This is a genomic window from Pseudomonas sp. B16120 (assembly GCF_044218845.1).
Lineage (GTDB): Bacteria > Pseudomonadota > Gammaproteobacteria > Pseudomonadales > Pseudomonadaceae > Aquipseudomonas > Aquipseudomonas paracarnis.
Window position 1 is genome coordinate 24,637 of the sequence record NZ_CP162588.1, and the last position, 13,705, is coordinate 38,341.

Consider the following 13,705-nt stretch of genomic DNA (forward strand, 5'->3'; position numbering starts at 1 on the left):
TTTGCCCGATTCAAGGTGATGCCATGACTACCCGCACCGAGGCCGTTAAAGCCTACCTGCTTGACCTGCAAGACCGCATTTGCAGCGCCCTGGAAACCTTCGAGACGGACACTCGCTTTATCGAAGACGCCTGGACCCGGCCAGCCGGCGGTGGCGGTCGTACCCGTGTGATGGAAAACGGTTCGGTGATCGAAAAAGGCGGTGTCAACTTTTCCCACGTGTTCGGCAGCGGTCTGCCACCGTCTGCCAGTGCCCATCGCCCTGAACTGGCGGGCCGTGGGTTTGAGGCCCTGGGTGTGTCACTGGTGATCCATCCGCATAACCCTCATGTACCGACTTCCCACGCCAATGTGCGGTTTTTCATCGCTGAAAAAGAAGGCGAAGAACCGGTGTGGTGGTTCGGTGGTGGCTTCGATCTCACCCCGTATTACGGCAATGAAGAAGACTGCATTCACTGGCACCGCGTGGCCGAGCAGGCCTGTGCACCGTTTGGCCCGGACGTGTACTCCCGCTACAAGGCCTGGTGTGACACCTACTTCCACATCAAGCACCGCAACGAGCCCCGTGGCATCGGTGGGCTGTTCTTCGATGACTTGAACGAGTGGGGCTTTGACACCTGCTTCGCCTTCATCCGCGCCATCGGCGATGCCTACATCGATGCCTATCTGCCGATTGTGCAGCGTCGCAAGGCCATGGCGTACACCGAGCAACAACGCCAGTTCCAGGAGTTCCGCCGGGGCCGCTACGTTGAGTTCAACCTGGTCTATGACCGGGGCACCCTGTTCGGCCTGCAATCGGGCGGGCGTACGGAGTCGATCCTGATGTCGCTGCCACCTCAGGTACGCTGGAGCTACGACTGGAAGGCCGAAGCCGGCAGCGAAGAGGCGCGCCTCACCGACTACTTCCTGCAAGACCGTGACTGGCTCGGCGTTGCCGCGCCCAAGGCGGCGGTGTGATGGACCGTTATGTGGTGTTCGGCAACCCCATCGGCCATAGCAAGTCGCCGCTGATTCATCGTCTGTTCGCCGCCCAGACCGGCGAGCAACTGGACTACAGCACGATGCTCGCGCCGTTGGAGGACTTCACCGCCTGTGCCCGTGAGTTTTTCCAACAGGGCCGTGGCGCCAACGTGACCGTGCCGTTCAAGGAAGAGGCCTATCGCTTGGCCAATACCCTGACCGAACGTGCCCAGCGCGCCGGCGCCGTGAACACCTTGAGCAAACTGGCTGACGGCACGTTGTTGGGCGACAACACCGACGGCGCGGGCCTGGTGCGCGACTTGACGGTCAATGCCGGGCTGAGCCTGCAAGGCAAACGCATCCTGTTGTTGGGCGCCGGTGGCGCGGTACGCGGTGCGCTGGAGCCGTTGCTGGCGCAGCAACCCTCGTCGTTGATCATCGCCAACCGCACCGTGGAAAAGGCCGAGCGACTGGCTGAGCTGTTCGATGACCTGGGCCCGGTGTCTGCCAGTGGTTTCGACTGGTTGCGTGAGCCGGTGGACGTGATCATCAATGCCACGTCGGCCAGCCTGTCAGGCGATGTACCGCCGATTGCCGGCAGTCTGATCGAGCCGGGCAAGACCTTCTGCTACGACATGATGTACGCCAAGGAACCCACTGCATTCTGCCGCTGGGCGAGCGAGCAAGGCGCGGCGGTGGCGATGGATGGCCTGGGCATGCTGGTGGAGCAAGCGGCGGAAGCCTTCTTGCTGTGGCGCGGCGTGCGTCCGGATTCGGGCCCCGTACTGGCCGAACTGCGCCGGCAATTGGCCTGATTCCCCACTCCAAATGTGGGCACAGTTAAAATGTGGGAGCTGGCTTGCCTGCGATAGCAATAGGTCAGTTACCCATGTGCTGGCTGACCCACCGCTATCGCAGGCAAGCCAGCTCCCACAGTTTTGATCGCGTTCAGTTTTCAAAGTCGATGGGGCAGTTATCGGGCCCGTCGAGCTTTTTCAGCTCCTCGACCACCTGCGGCCTGGCCCCACGCAACGTCAAGCTACGGCCCAACCCCGCCAACCGCCGCGCCTCCTGGTGCAGCATCTCCACCCCGGAATAGTCGATAAAGTTGATCTGCTGCGCCTCGATCACCACCCGCTCACCCTGCAGACGTTGCAGGCGCACTTGCAGGTAATGGCTGGCGCCAAAAAAGATCGAGCCGCCCACCCGCAACACATCCGCTTCACCGTCGCGCCAGTGTTGCACCCGTGGCTGCGAGGTGCGTTTGAGGTAGAAAAACAGCGACGCCAGTACCCCGGCATAGATCGCCGTTTGCAGCTCCAGCAACAAGGTGGCGACACAGGTCAGGCTCATCACCACAAATTCGGCGCGGCTGACCCGGAACAGCGCACGAATGCCGCGGTGGTCCACCAGGCCCCAGCAGATCAGCAGGATGCTCGCCGCCATGCTCGGGATCGGAATATGCGCAATCAACGCTGCGCCAAATAACGCGAATAACGCCACCCACAGAGCCGAAAAAACCCCCGCCAATGGCGAACAGGCACCCGCCTCATAACTGAGGCCCGAGCGGGTGAACGATCCGGCTGACAGGTATCCGGAAAAAAATCCGCCCACGATGTTGGATAAACCCTGGGCGCGTACTTCCTGGTTGGCGTCGAGCAGTTGTTGCGAGCGGGCGGACAGCGAACGGGCAATCGACAGGCTGGTCACCAACCCCAGCATTCCCACCGCTACGGCACTGGGCAGCAGGCGTAGTACCAGATCCAGATCCATCGGCAACGGGCTGAACGGCGGCAGTTTGCCAATAAACGAACTGACCCGTGCCACATGCCCGAACATCGCCGGCAACAGCCATGCCGCCAGGCTGCCCAACACCAAGGCGATCAACAATGTCGGCCAACGTGGCACCAGGTACTTGAGCAGCATACCTGCCAGCAATGTACCCAGCCCCAGGGCCAGGGACGCGTGGTCCCACTCGCCACGATGGTCGATCAGCGCCAGCAGGCCATTGATAGCCGTGGCCTGGCTCGGTAAATCCAAGCCGAGCAGGTTGGGCAGTTGCCCCAAGGCGATCACTACGGCGGCACCCAGGGTGAAACCCAGCACCACCGAATGGGAGACAAAGTTCACCAACGCGCCGAAGCGCAGCAGGCCGAGCAACCATTGGAATACCCCGGCGAGGAAGGTCAGCAACAGTATGAGGGTGATGTAGTCCTGGGAGCCTGGCACGGCCAGTGGGCTGATGCTGGCGTAAAGCACGATGGAGATGGCGGCCGTGGGCCCGCAGATCAGGTGCCAGGACGAGCCCCACAGGCAGGCGATCAATACTGGGATGATGGCTGCGTAGAGCCCATATTCGGGTGGGAGACCGGCGATCAGTGCGTAGGCAATCGACTGCGGCAGCGCAAGCACAGCGCCGCTGAGGCCGACGATCGCGTCCCGGCCGACGCTGGCGCGGGTTTGGCGCGGCAGCCAGCGCAGGAAAGGCAAGAGTGTATGGCGGTTGGGCCGGGGCATCGCAGGCTCGGATAAAGGGTTTTGGCAAGAGTATCAATATGCATGGGTACCTGTGGGAGCTGGCTTGCCTGCGATGCTGGCGCCTCGGTGTGAGAGGCATACCGGGGTGATGCTATCGCAGGCAAGCCAGCTCCCACGGGGTCGCCGGCAAGCGTCAGAGTTGATCGTTCCCACGCTCTGCGTGGGAATGCTGCTCGGGACGCTCTGCGTCCGATTTTAACGTCAGAGTTTGGCTTTTACCGCCGGCAACGCCTCCTGGCCGTCCAGGGTTTTCACCCCCTCCAGCCATTGGTCCAGGACCGCCGGGTTGGCCTTGATCCACGTCTTCGCCGCCTGCGCATTGCTGACCTTGTTGTTCGCCACGTCAGCCATGATGCTGTTCTCCATGGCCTGGGTAAAACTCAGGTTGGTCAGCAGTTTGCCGACATTGGGGCACGCTTGTGCGTAACCCTTGCGAGTCAAGGTATAGACGCTGCCTGTGGCACCAAAGTACTGCTCGCCGCCCTTGAGGTAGCGCATTTTCAGTTGCACGTTCATCGGGTGCGGGGTCCAGCCGAGAAAGGTGATGAAACGCTGTTTCTTCACCGCTCGCGAGACCTCTGCGAGCATCGCCTGTTCGCTGGACTCGATCAGCTTCCACTGCCCCAGGTCGAAATCATTTTTCTTGATGATCTCCTGCAACGAGATATTGGCTGGTGCGCCGGAGCCGATGCCGTAGATCTTCTTGTCGAACTTGTCGGCAAATGTGTTCAGGTCGGCAAAGTCATGCACCCCGGCGTCCCACACATAGTCCGGCACGGCGAGGGTGAACTCGGTGCCCTCCAGGTTCTTCGCCAGTTGCACCACATCGCCGTTGGCCACGAACTTGTCGTAGAAGCCCTGCTGCGCCGGCATCCAGTTGCCGAGGAAGACATCCACCTGGCCGTCCTTGAGCCCGCCGAAGGTAATCGGCACCGCCAGGGTGTCGACCTTGGGTTGATAGCCCATGCCCGTCAGCAGGAAACTGGTGATAGCGTTGGTGGCGGCAATATCGCTCCAGCCTGGATCGGCCATCTTTACCGTTTCGCAGCGAGTGTCTGCGTACACCTGGGCGCTGCTGAGCACCACCAAACTCAGTACCACGGTCAACTTTTGCATGGCCTTCCCTCTGTCTACTTATTGGTTTTGGCAGGGTTGTGGAAAACGTGCTTTGCGCTCCAGGTCATCAAGGTCGATATGGTTGCGCATGTACTGCTGACTGGCGTCTACCAGTGGCTGGTGATCCCAGCTCTTGAGCTTGCCTTGGGTCAGCGCTTCAAACACCAGGCGGCGACGGCGTTGGCTGGCGAGCACCTGTTGATGGATCGCCGGGATGTCCCATTTAGCCCGCGCTTCGCGCAAGAACGCCTCGAACAATGGCCGATGTTCAGCTGACTGGCTGAGGTTTTCCTGCTCGTTCGGGTCGTTGTACAGATCGAACAATAGGCAAGGATCGTCCTCGCTGTAGATGAATTTGTAGGCGCCCCGGCGAATCATCATCAATGGGCTGACGGTGCCTTCGGCCATGTATTCGCCAAACACTTCGTCATGCCCGCCCTGCCCCTGCAAGTGCGCGACCAGCGAGCGGCCGTCCAGCGGCAAGTGCGGATCCAGTTCGCCTCCGGCCAATTCCACCAGGGTCGGCAACAAGTCGGCGGTCGACACGGCCTGGGCGACGCGGCCAGCGGCGAACTGCCCCGGTGCACTGATCAGCAGCGGCACGCGGGCGGCCATTTCAAACCAGTGCATTTTGTACCAGAGGCCGCGCTCGCCAAGCATGTCGCCGTGGTCGCCAGAGAAAATGATCAGGGTGTCGTCGGCCAGGCCGGTGTCTTCCAGGGTCTGCAGCAGCTTGCCGACGTTGCTGTCGATATAGCTGCAGGCACCGAAGTAGGCGCGGCGGGCGTCGCGGATCTTATCCACAGGCAGCGGTTTGTCCCACAAGTCATAAACCTTGAGCAGCCGCTGGGAATGCGGGTCGAGATCGGCCTGGGGCGGCGTCGCGGGCATTGGGATCTCGGTGTCGGCGTAGAGGTCCCAGAACGGCTTGGGAATGGTGTAAGGGTCGTGGGGATGAGTCATCGACACGGTCAGGCAGAACGGCTGGTCGCCCGGCTCGCGGATGTGGTCGAACAGATATTGCTGGGCCTTGAACACCACCTCTTCGTCGAAATCCAGCTGGTTGGTGCGTACACACGGACCGGCTTGCAGCACCGAGGACATGTTGTGATACCAGGTAGGGCGTACGTCTGGCTCATCCCAGTTCACCGCCCAGCCGTAGTCGGCGGGATAGATGTCGCTGGTCAGGCGTTCCTCATAGCCGTGCAACTGGTCGGGGCCGCAGAAGTGCATCTTGCCCGACAGTGCGGTGCGGTAGCCCAGGCGGCGCAAGTAGTGGGCATAGGTCGGCACGTCGGCGGGGAAATCGGCGGCGTTGTCGTAGGCGCCGATCTTGCTCGGCAACTGGCCGCTGACCAAGGTGAAGCGCGACGGTGCGCACAACGGGCTGTTGCAATAGGCAGCGTCGAACACCACGCCTTGTGCCGCCAGGCGGCTGAGGTTGGGCAGCTTGATCGGGGAAGGCCCGTAGAACGGCAGCATCGGCGCGGCCATCTGATCGGCCATGATGAAAAGAATATTCTTGCGCTTCATGGTTTCTCGGCATTCCATAGGCAGTGTTTATGCCAATGAGCATGCGGTCCTTAAATTATGGGGTAAAGCCCATGCACAGCAATGACTAGGATAAGTTGAGCTTATGTATGAAGCGTTGGGTGGCCTCTCTCTCGATTTGCTGCGCGCCTTTGAGGCGGCGGCGCGTCATCGCAGTTTCACCGCGGCCGCGATGGAGCTGGGTACCACCCAACCGGCGGTCAGCCAGCAAATCAAACGCCTTGAAGAGCAACTGGCGATCCGCCTGTTTGATCGCATTTACCGCGGCATCGAACTGACCGACGCTGGCGCCCGGCTGTTCGAGCATGTGCAAGGCGGCCTGCAGAACATCAATCAGGGCCTCGGCGCCATCACTCAACAAAGCCAGCATGAAGTGCTGCAAGTCGCCACCGACTTTGCCTTCGCCGCCTATTGGCTGATGCCACGCCTGCATCGCTTTCACCAGGCCAACCCGCAGGTGGATGTCAGCCTGGTCACCAGTGAGCGCAACCACGCCACGCTGCGCAGCGATATTGATGTGGCGGTGCTGTTTGGCGATGGCCGTTTCAAGCAGGGCGAAAGCCTGTGGTTGTTCAATGAGGAAGTGTTCCCGGTGTGCAGCCCGCAGTGGCTCAAGGAGCAGGTCGCGCCCCTGACGGTGCAGACCTTGCAAGACTGCCCGTTGCTGCACCTGCACCAGGAAAACAACAGCCAGTGGTTCGACTGGAATAGCGTGTTCCGTGAATTGGGTATCACGGCTGCGCCGACCCCTGGGCAATTGCGCTTTGACAACTACACCTTGCTGATCCAGGCCGCGATTGCCGGCCAGGGCGTCGCCATCGGCTGGCGCCACCTGGTGGATAACCTGCTGGAGCAGAATTGGCTGTGCCGGCCGATCAGCCACACGGTGACGTCGCGCTTGGGCTATTACGTGGTGCAGCCCCAGCGCAAACGCCGTGGGCAGTTGGTGGACCGATTTGTCGAGTGGCTGGTGGCGGAACAGGCCAGCAGTGCGCAGTCGTTGACCGGGCTGGCCCTGCCGTCGATTGCGGTCTAGGATCGGCGCACAGTGGAACCGGAGTCTGCCATGCAACGTATCAAGGGCTACCACGCCCATATCTACTTCGATGCCAGCACGATCGAGCAGGCGCGCACGCTCTGTGAAGACGCCGCCAAGTTGTTCCCGCTGCGCATGGGCCGCGTGCACGAGCGGCCCGTGGGCCCGCACCCGGATTGGAGTTGCCAGTTGGCGTTCGAGCCGGAATATATCGGCGTGGTGTTGCCGTGGCTGGCGCTGCATCGCAATGGTCTGGTGGTGTTCCTGCACCCTGAAACCGGTGACGACCTCAAGGACCACACCGATTACGCCATCTGGATGGGGGCGATGCGCGAACTGGACCTGTCTATTTTTTAGCCTTTCCTACCCGATAATCCCGCGTCTTTCCCTAAGTAAAAACAGGATGAGTTGTAGGATTTATCTTGTCTTGTCTCATTATATGGGATTGATATTTATATATTGAGATATTCCGCGCCCTAGGTTTATATTCGCCCATCTGCTTTTATCAGCACCCACTCATTTCAGGTGAAGCGATGCAGGCGCAATTGATCGCGCTCGATTGGGGGACCAGCTCCCTTCGTGCTTACAAACTCGGCCCCGCGGGGGTTGTGCTGGAACAGCGCTCGCTGGCTACGGGCATCATGCATTTGCCCACAGCGTCCCGGGAAATAGCCGGTGTGCTGTGCACCGATGGCTTTGAACTGGCGTTCGATAGCGCCTGTGGCGATTGGCTTGATGCCCAGCCCGAGCTGCCGGTGATCGCTTGCGGCATGGTCGGCAGCGCACAGGGTTGGAGCGAGGCGGCCTATCGCAGCACGCCCGTGGATGTCGCCAGTCTCGGCCAGGCGTTGCATGGCATACGCAGCCTGCGCGGGGTGCAGGTGCATATCGTGCCGGGGGTGATCGAGCAAGTGGGTCTGCCTAATGTCATGCGTGGCGAAGAAACCCAAGTGCTCGGCGTACTGCAAGGGCTAGGGCCCCAGGTGTTGATCGGCCTGCCCGGCAGCCATTCCAAATGGGTCGAGGTGGTGGAAGGCCGCATTACCCATTTCGATACCTTCATGACTGGCGAAGTGTTTGCGGTGTTGAGCAAGCACAGCATCCTGGGGCGTACCCAGCAGGCGAGCGAGCAGTTCCAGGCCGAGGCGTTTGATCGAGGCGTGCGCGTGGCGCTGTCCAACGATGGTCAGCGTGGCGTACTTTCGACCCTGTTCAGTGCCCGTACCCTTGGGCTGACCGCGCAGCTGGCGCCCGACCAGCAACCCGATTACCTGTCTGGCCTGCTCATCGGCCATGAGCTCGCCGGCTTGCCAGATTCGGCCAAACATCAGCCGATCATCCTGGTCGGCGCTGCTGCACTTTGCGCCCGCTATCAACGCGCCCTCGCCCTTTGCGGATTTGCCCACGTCAGCCTGGCGCAAGAAGCCACTGAGCGTGGCCTGTGGCAACTGGCGCAAGCCGCCGGGCTCATTCGACCTGTACTGGAGGCCTGACATGCTCAAGCAAGCACTCGCACAAAACGGTTTGATCGCCATCCTGCGCGGCCTACGCCCCGACGAAGCCCAGGCGGTCGGCCAGGTGCTGTACGACGCGGGGTTTCGCGTGATCGAAGTGCCGCTCAACTCGCCAGACCCTTACACCAGCATCCGCATCCTGCGCGACAGCTTGCCCGCCGATTGCCTGATCGGTGCCGGCACGGTGTTGACGCCTGAGCAGGTCGAACAGGTCAAGGCCGCCGGAGGCCAGGTGATCGTCATGCCCCACAGCGATGCCAAGGTGCTGCGTGCCGCTAAAGCGGCGGGCCTGTACTTGTCGCCTGGGGTAGCCACGCCTACCGAAGCCTTTGCCGCACTGGCCGAAGGCGCCGATGTGTTGAAGCTGTTCCCGGCCGAGCAGATGGGCCCTTCAGTGATCAAGGCATGGCTGGCGGTATTGCCGGCGGGCACATTGCTGCTGCCGGTGGGCGGCATCACCCCGGACAACATGCAGGTGTTTACCGACGCCGGCGCCAAGGGCTTCGGATTGGGTTCCGGGCTGTTCAAGCCGGGCATGACAGTGGATCAGGTTGCGAGCCGTGCCCAGGCTTATGTCGCCGCCTGGAAAGCCCTCGGCTGAGAGCATATTCCGCGCCCACAGGCGCTGCATCTATAAGAGAGACAAGAGATGAAAATCACCAAACTGACGACCTTTATCGTTCCGCCGCGCTGGTGCTTCCTCAAGGTCGAAACCGACCAGGGTGTGACCGGCTGGGGCGAGCCGGTGGTCGAGGGCCGCGCTCACACGGTGGCCGCCGCCGTCGAAGAACTGTCCGACTACCTGATCGGCAAAGACCCACGCAATATCGAAGATATCTGGACCGTGCTCTATCGCGGCGGCTTCTACCGAGGCGGCGCGGTGCACATGAGCGCCCTCGCCGGTATCGACCAAGCGTTGTGGGACATCAAGGGCAAAGCCCTCGGTGTGTCGGTCAGCGATCTGCTGGGCGGCCAGGTGCGTGACAAGATTCGCGTGTACTCATGGATCGGCGGTGACCGCCCCGCCGACACCGCCCGTGCTGCCAAAGAGGCCGTAGCGCGTGGCTTCACGGCGGTAAAAATGAACGGCACCGAAGAATTGCAGTTCGTCGACAGCTTCGAAAAAGTCGACCTGGCCTTGGCCAACGTCGCTGCCGTGCGCGATGCGGTCGGCCCTAACGTGGGTATCGGCGTCGACTTCCATGGCCGCGTGCACAAGCCGATGGCCAAGGTGCTGATGAAAGAGCTCGACCCATACAAACTGATGTTCATTGAAGAGCCGGTGCTGAGCGAAAACTACGAAGCGCTGAAAGAACTGGCGCCGCTGACCAGTACGCCGATCGCCCTGGGCGAGCGCCTGTTCTCGCGCTGGGATTTCAAGCGGGTGCTCAGCGAAGGCTACGTCGACATCATTCAGCCGGACGCCTCCCACGCCGGTGGGATTACCGAAACCCGCAAGATCGCCAACATGGCCGAAGCCTACGACGTGGCCTTGGCCCTGCACTGCCCACTGGGCCCGATTGCCTTGGCGGCATGCCTGCAATTGGATGCGGTTTGCTACAACGCGTTTATCCAGGAGCAGAGCCTGGGTATTCACTACAACGAAAGCAATGATCTGCTCGACTACGTGCGAGACCCGGGCGTATTCGACTATGACCAGGGCTTTGTGAAGATCCCCAACGGCCCGGGGTTGGGCATTGAGATCAACGAGGAGTATGTGGTTGAGCGCGCGGCCATCGGCCATCGCTGGCGCAACCCGATCTGGCGCCATGCCGATGGCAGTTTTGCCGAGTGGTGATTTCCACTTGATTGAAACGCGCTAAAAATGTGGGAGCTGGCTTGCCTGCGATGGCGGTGGGCCAGTCACCGCAGCGGTGCCATTCATGCCGCCATCGCAGGCAAGCCAGCTCCCACATTGAGCGCGTTCCTTCCTCAACAAATATAAAAAGAGGCACCCCCCATGCACCCTGAATCCCTCACCGGGCAGGCTTCTTTAGTCACGCCCAGCAGAAAGCGCTTTTTCATCATGGTGCTGCTGTTCATCACCGTGGTCATCAACTACCTCGACCGCAGCAACCTGTCGATTGCCGCGCCCGCGCTGACCAGCGAGCTGGGGATCGACCCGGTGCAAGTCGGGCTGATTTTCTCTGCCTTCGGCTGGACGTACGCGGCCATGCAAATCCCGGGTGGCTGGCTGGTAGATCGAGTGCCGCCGCGCATTCTCTACACGGCAGCCCTGCTGCTGTGGTCGATTGCCACCGTGATGCTCGGTTTCGCCGCCAGCTTTATCGCGCTGTTTGTGCTGCGCATGGCCGTGGGCGCGTTGGAGGCACCGGCCTATCCCATCAACAGCCGTGTGGTCACCACCTGGTTTCCCGAGCGTGAGCGCGCCACGGCTATCGGCGTCTATACCTCCGGGCAATTCGTCGGCCTGGCGTTCCTCACCCCGGTGTTGGCGTGGCTGCAGCACCAGTACGGCTGGCACATGGTGTTTGTGGTAACCGGTGGCATCGGCATCCTGTGGGCGGCGATCTGGTATGCGGTGTATCGCGAGCCCAAGGATTTCAAAGGCGTCAACGAAGCCGAAGTCCAACTGATCCGCGACGGTGGCGGGCTGGTGGACATACAGGCTAAAACCGTCAAGGCACCCTTCAGTTGGACCGACCTCGGCATCGTGCTGAGCAAGCGCAAGCTGTGGGGCATCTACCTGGGCCAGTTTTGCCTGAACTCCACGCTGTGGTTCTTCCTGACCTGGTTCCCGACGTACCTGGTGAAATATCGCGGCATGGACTTTATCCAGTCTGGCTTGCTGGCCTCCTTGCCGTTCCTGGCCGCGTTTGTGGGCGTGCTGTGTTCGGGGGTGTTTTCCGATTGGCTGATTCGGCGTGGGGCGTCAGTGGGCTTTGCGCGCAAGTTGCCGATCATCAGCGGGCTGCTGATTTCCACGGCGATCATCGGGGCCAACTACGTGGAATCGACGGGGTGGGTCATCGCGTTTCTGGCGGTGGCGTTTTTCGGCAATGGCCTGGCGTCGATCACCTGGTCGTTGGTGTCGACCTTGGCGCCTGCCCGTCTGCTGGGGCTGACCGGCGGGGTGTTCAACTTCATTGGCAACCTGGCGGCGATTGCCACACCTATCGTGATTGGTTTTCTGGCCAGTGGCTCATCGTTTGCGCCGGCCATCACCTATATCGCGGTCTTGGCGTTGCTCGGTGCGCTTTCCTACATATTGCTGGTCGGCAAAGTCGAGCGGATCGAGCTGTAAAAAGGGCGACCTTCGGGTCGCCTTTTTTTGTTCTACGGCACCGACATCTCGTTGCGAAATATATTGTGCGGGTCCCAGCGCTGCTTGGTACGGCGCAAGCGGCTTTCGATCATCAGATCGGGAAAGAAGATTTTGTACCACTGGGGGTTTTTGCCGTTGGCCGGGTTACCTCCTTTGTAAGTCATGTCGAGGTCGGGATAATTGATGTAGCAGCCTTCGAACGCATCGTTGAGCGGCACGCCTTGAGCGTCGGCAAACGCGTTGAAGTACAGCCCCCGGATCCAGTCAGCATGGACTTGGTCCGCAGCGGCGCTGTCGCCGTGCCAGTAACATTGGGGTTGCCACTTGAGGAAGGACGACCGCTGGGCGGCCGACGACTCCTTGCGTACGGGCGCACTGGCGGCGTTGATCTGGCCGCCGAAGGACTGGATCTGGATCAGGCTTTGTGTCAGGTGGTTGTCTGGGTCTGGCCAGGTCAAGGCCCGCCAGATGGCCTCTAATACGTGAGGGCTGAATTCACCTTTCTGATAGGCCGATTTATAGCGCCCACGCTGATTGTCTCCCGAACCATTCAATGTTTGCTGGCACGCCAGCCAATCCAGGCGCCGCGCCGCAGCCTGGGCGGATGACACTGAGTCGATGGGGCGCCCGCCGGCTGTGCCAGGCGGCAAATGGACCACATGAAACGGCACCAGCGACTCGGTGGCAGGTAAGCCGATGGCCGTGAGCATCTTGTCGACAAAATCATCGAAGGGCGCAAGGTCGTTCAGCTCACCCTCCTTGTCCACATAATGGATGCCCAGGGTGATATTGCCTGTGTGCTCGTGGCGCATTTCCAGTTTGGTCGCCAGGCCCCAGGTGTCCGGGTTGTTCTGATGGCTGGCAAACCATAGCTGGTAAGCCGCCAGCAGATTGTTCAGTGCATCCTGGGTCAGTACTGACCAATCCCATTCCAACACCAGCCACAGTACTTCTTTGGGGGCCGGTGGCAGGTCTTCGAAGTAATAGCTGGTGATAATGCCGAATTGCCCACCCCCCGCACCGCAGCACGCGGCGAACAGGTCCAATTCGTCCTGTTGCGTGCTGTCCCTGCTGACATGGCGCGGTTCGAGCCCTTTGCCTTGGCTGTCAGGCACCAGGATATCGACCCCGCTGAGCCAGTCACACACCAGTCCATACTTGCGCGACAGCAGCCCGTAGCCGCCACCACAAATGTGCCCGCCCAGGCCCACTGAGTAACATGACCCGCCGGGCAGGGTCTTGTTGGCTTGCTTGTACAACATGCTATAGCTGTCCCAGGCCTGGCTGCCGGCCTCGAGGCGAAAGCGGTAGCGAAAGGGCTGCGTGGGATTCAGCTCGGAACCGATCTGGCCGCTGGCATCGTAGACCACTCGGTTCAGCGCGCTGATATCCAGGATCGATAGCACCTCATGCGGGCTGTCGGGCATCTTGTTGGCGACAAACCCTTCGTAGCAATGACCGCCGCTGCGTACGGTGATGCGCCCATTGGGCAGGGCCAATGCCTGGGCGGCGGCGTCCATGATGTCTTGCGGGCTGCGGCACAGGTAAATCAGATTGGCGCCCTTGGTCGACGACTGGCCCTGCACGTTTCCCAAGGGCCAGCGCAGGTTGAAGCCTTTTTGTAGGGCTGAGTGACGACGGTCTGAAACCGTGACGAGATCAAATGCCATGATGTACTCCTTAAAGAGACAAGAATGACTTCTGA

The 13,705-nt window shown here is 61.0% G+C and carries 12 protein-coding genes; 8 read left to right on the top strand and 4 right to left on the bottom strand.

Going from position 1 to position 13,705, the window contains the following annotated elements:
- The first annotated feature begins 23 nt into the window (after positions 1-23).
- Both hemF and aroE read left to right on the top strand, forming a co-directional pair.
- Positions 24-956 (top strand): oxygen-dependent coproporphyrinogen oxidase, encoded by a 933-nt coding sequence (hemF, locus tag AB4P90_RS00450; protein ID WP_014716294.1) that lies wholly within the window; start codon positions 24-26, stop codon positions 954-956.
- On the top strand, positions 956-1,774 hold the full coding sequence (aroE, locus tag AB4P90_RS00455; protein WP_014716295.1) for a shikimate dehydrogenase: 819 nt from the start codon (positions 956-958) through the stop codon (positions 1,772-1,774). Before hemF ends, aroE begins: the two co-directional genes overlap by 1 nt.
- Positions 1,775-1,907: 133 nt before the next feature.
- On the opposite strand, the gene AB4P90_RS00460 is transcribed toward aroE, so the two are convergent.
- The 3 genes from AB4P90_RS00460 to betC all read right to left on the bottom strand — a co-directional run bounded on the left by AB4P90_RS00460 (position 1,908) and on the right by betC (position 6,146).
- Positions 1,908-3,476 (bottom strand): SulP family inorganic anion transporter, encoded by a 1,569-nt coding sequence (locus AB4P90_RS00460; RefSeq protein ID WP_073843348.1) that lies wholly within the window; start codon positions 3,474-3,476, stop codon positions 1,908-1,910.
- Positions 3,477-3,698: 222 nt separating this feature from the next.
- Positions 3,699-4,613 carry a choline ABC transporter substrate-binding protein gene (choX, locus tag AB4P90_RS00465; protein WP_014716297.1) on the bottom strand — a complete coding sequence of 305 codons (915 nt, stop codon included), beginning with the start codon at positions 4,611-4,613 and terminating at the stop codon, positions 3,699-3,701.
- Positions 4,614-4,631: 18 nt separating this feature from the next.
- The gene (betC, locus tag AB4P90_RS00470) at positions 4,632-6,146 is read right to left on the bottom strand and encodes a choline-sulfatase (protein WP_130174808.1); all 1,515 of its coding nucleotides are present in this window, start codon (positions 6,144-6,146) and stop codon (positions 4,632-4,634) included.
- Between the two features lie 103 nt (positions 6,147-6,249).
- Here betC and AB4P90_RS00475 point away from each other — a divergent pair, with 103 nt between their 5' ends.
- The 6 genes from AB4P90_RS00475 (at position 6,250) to AB4P90_RS00500 (ending at position 11,979) form a co-directional block, all read left to right on the top strand.
- Entirely contained in the window at positions 6,250-7,200 is a 951-nt protein-coding gene (locus tag AB4P90_RS00475; RefSeq protein ID WP_395605573.1) for a choline sulfate utilization transcriptional regulator, read from the top strand.
- Positions 7,201-7,230: 30 nt separating this feature from the next.
- Positions 7,231-7,557, top strand: a complete 327-nt coding sequence (locus AB4P90_RS00480; protein WP_014716300.1) for a DOPA 4,5-dioxygenase family protein — start codon at positions 7,231-7,233, stop codon at positions 7,555-7,557.
- Positions 7,558-7,733: 176 nt separating this feature from the next.
- Positions 7,734-8,693 (top strand): 2-dehydro-3-deoxygalactonokinase, encoded by a 960-nt coding sequence (locus AB4P90_RS00485; RefSeq protein ID WP_038448344.1) that lies wholly within the window; start codon positions 7,734-7,736, stop codon positions 8,691-8,693.
- A gap of 1 nt (position 8,694) precedes the next feature.
- Complete coding sequence (locus AB4P90_RS00490; RefSeq protein ID WP_014716302.1) at positions 8,695-9,315, top strand: 2-dehydro-3-deoxy-6-phosphogalactonate aldolase; 621 nt, start codon at positions 8,695-8,697, stop codon at positions 9,313-9,315.
- 48 nt (positions 9,316-9,363) lie between these two features.
- Positions 9,364-10,512 carry a galactonate dehydratase gene (gene dgoD, locus AB4P90_RS00495; protein ID WP_003187297.1) on the top strand — a complete coding sequence of 383 codons (1,149 nt, stop codon included), beginning with the start codon at positions 9,364-9,366 and terminating at the stop codon, positions 10,510-10,512.
- Positions 10,513-10,674: 162 nt separating this feature from the next.
- Complete coding sequence (locus AB4P90_RS00500; protein ID WP_073452739.1) at positions 10,675-11,979, top strand: MFS transporter; 1,305 nt, start codon at positions 10,675-10,677, stop codon at positions 11,977-11,979.
- 32 nt (positions 11,980-12,011) lie between these two features.
- On the opposite strand, the gene AB4P90_RS00505 is transcribed toward AB4P90_RS00500, so the two are convergent.
- Positions 12,012-13,670 (bottom strand): BBE domain-containing protein, encoded by a 1,659-nt coding sequence (locus AB4P90_RS00505; RefSeq protein ID WP_395605574.1) that lies wholly within the window; start codon positions 13,668-13,670, stop codon positions 12,012-12,014.
- Positions 13,671-13,705: the final 35 nt, after the last annotated feature.

Bases quoted from the DNA above. Each gene is read 5' to 3' on its own strand.
- hemF (WP_014716294.1), top strand. From the start codon at position 24: ATGACTACCCGCACCGAGGCCGTTAAAGCCTACCTGCTTGACCTGCAA.
- aroE (WP_014716295.1), top strand. From the start codon at position 956: ATGGACCGTTATGTGGTGTTCGGCAACCCCATCGGCCATAGCAAGTCG.
- AB4P90_RS00460 (WP_073843348.1), bottom strand. From the start codon at position 3,476: ATGCCCCGGCCCAACCGCCATACACTCTTGCCTTTCCTGCGCTGGCTG.
- choX (WP_014716297.1), bottom strand. From the start codon at position 4,613: ATGCAAAAGTTGACCGTGGTACTGAGTTTGGTGGTGCTCAGCAGCGCC.
- betC (WP_130174808.1), bottom strand. From the start codon at position 6,146: ATGAAGCGCAAGAATATTCTTTTCATCATGGCCGATCAGATGGCCGCG.
- AB4P90_RS00475 (WP_395605573.1), top strand. From the start codon at position 6,250: ATGTATGAAGCGTTGGGTGGCCTCTCTCTCGATTTGCTGCGCGCCTTT.
- AB4P90_RS00480 (WP_014716300.1), top strand. From the start codon at position 7,231: ATGCAACGTATCAAGGGCTACCACGCCCATATCTACTTCGATGCCAGC.
- AB4P90_RS00485 (WP_038448344.1), top strand. From the start codon at position 7,734: ATGCAGGCGCAATTGATCGCGCTCGATTGGGGGACCAGCTCCCTTCGT.
- AB4P90_RS00490 (WP_014716302.1), top strand. From the start codon at position 8,695: ATGCTCAAGCAAGCACTCGCACAAAACGGTTTGATCGCCATCCTGCGC.
- dgoD (WP_003187297.1), top strand. From the start codon at position 9,364: ATGAAAATCACCAAACTGACGACCTTTATCGTTCCGCCGCGCTGGTGC.
- AB4P90_RS00500 (WP_073452739.1), top strand. From the start codon at position 10,675: ATGCACCCTGAATCCCTCACCGGGCAGGCTTCTTTAGTCACGCCCAGC.
- AB4P90_RS00505 (WP_395605574.1), bottom strand. From the start codon at position 13,670: ATGGCATTTGATCTCGTCACGGTTTCAGACCGTCGTCACTCAGCCCTA.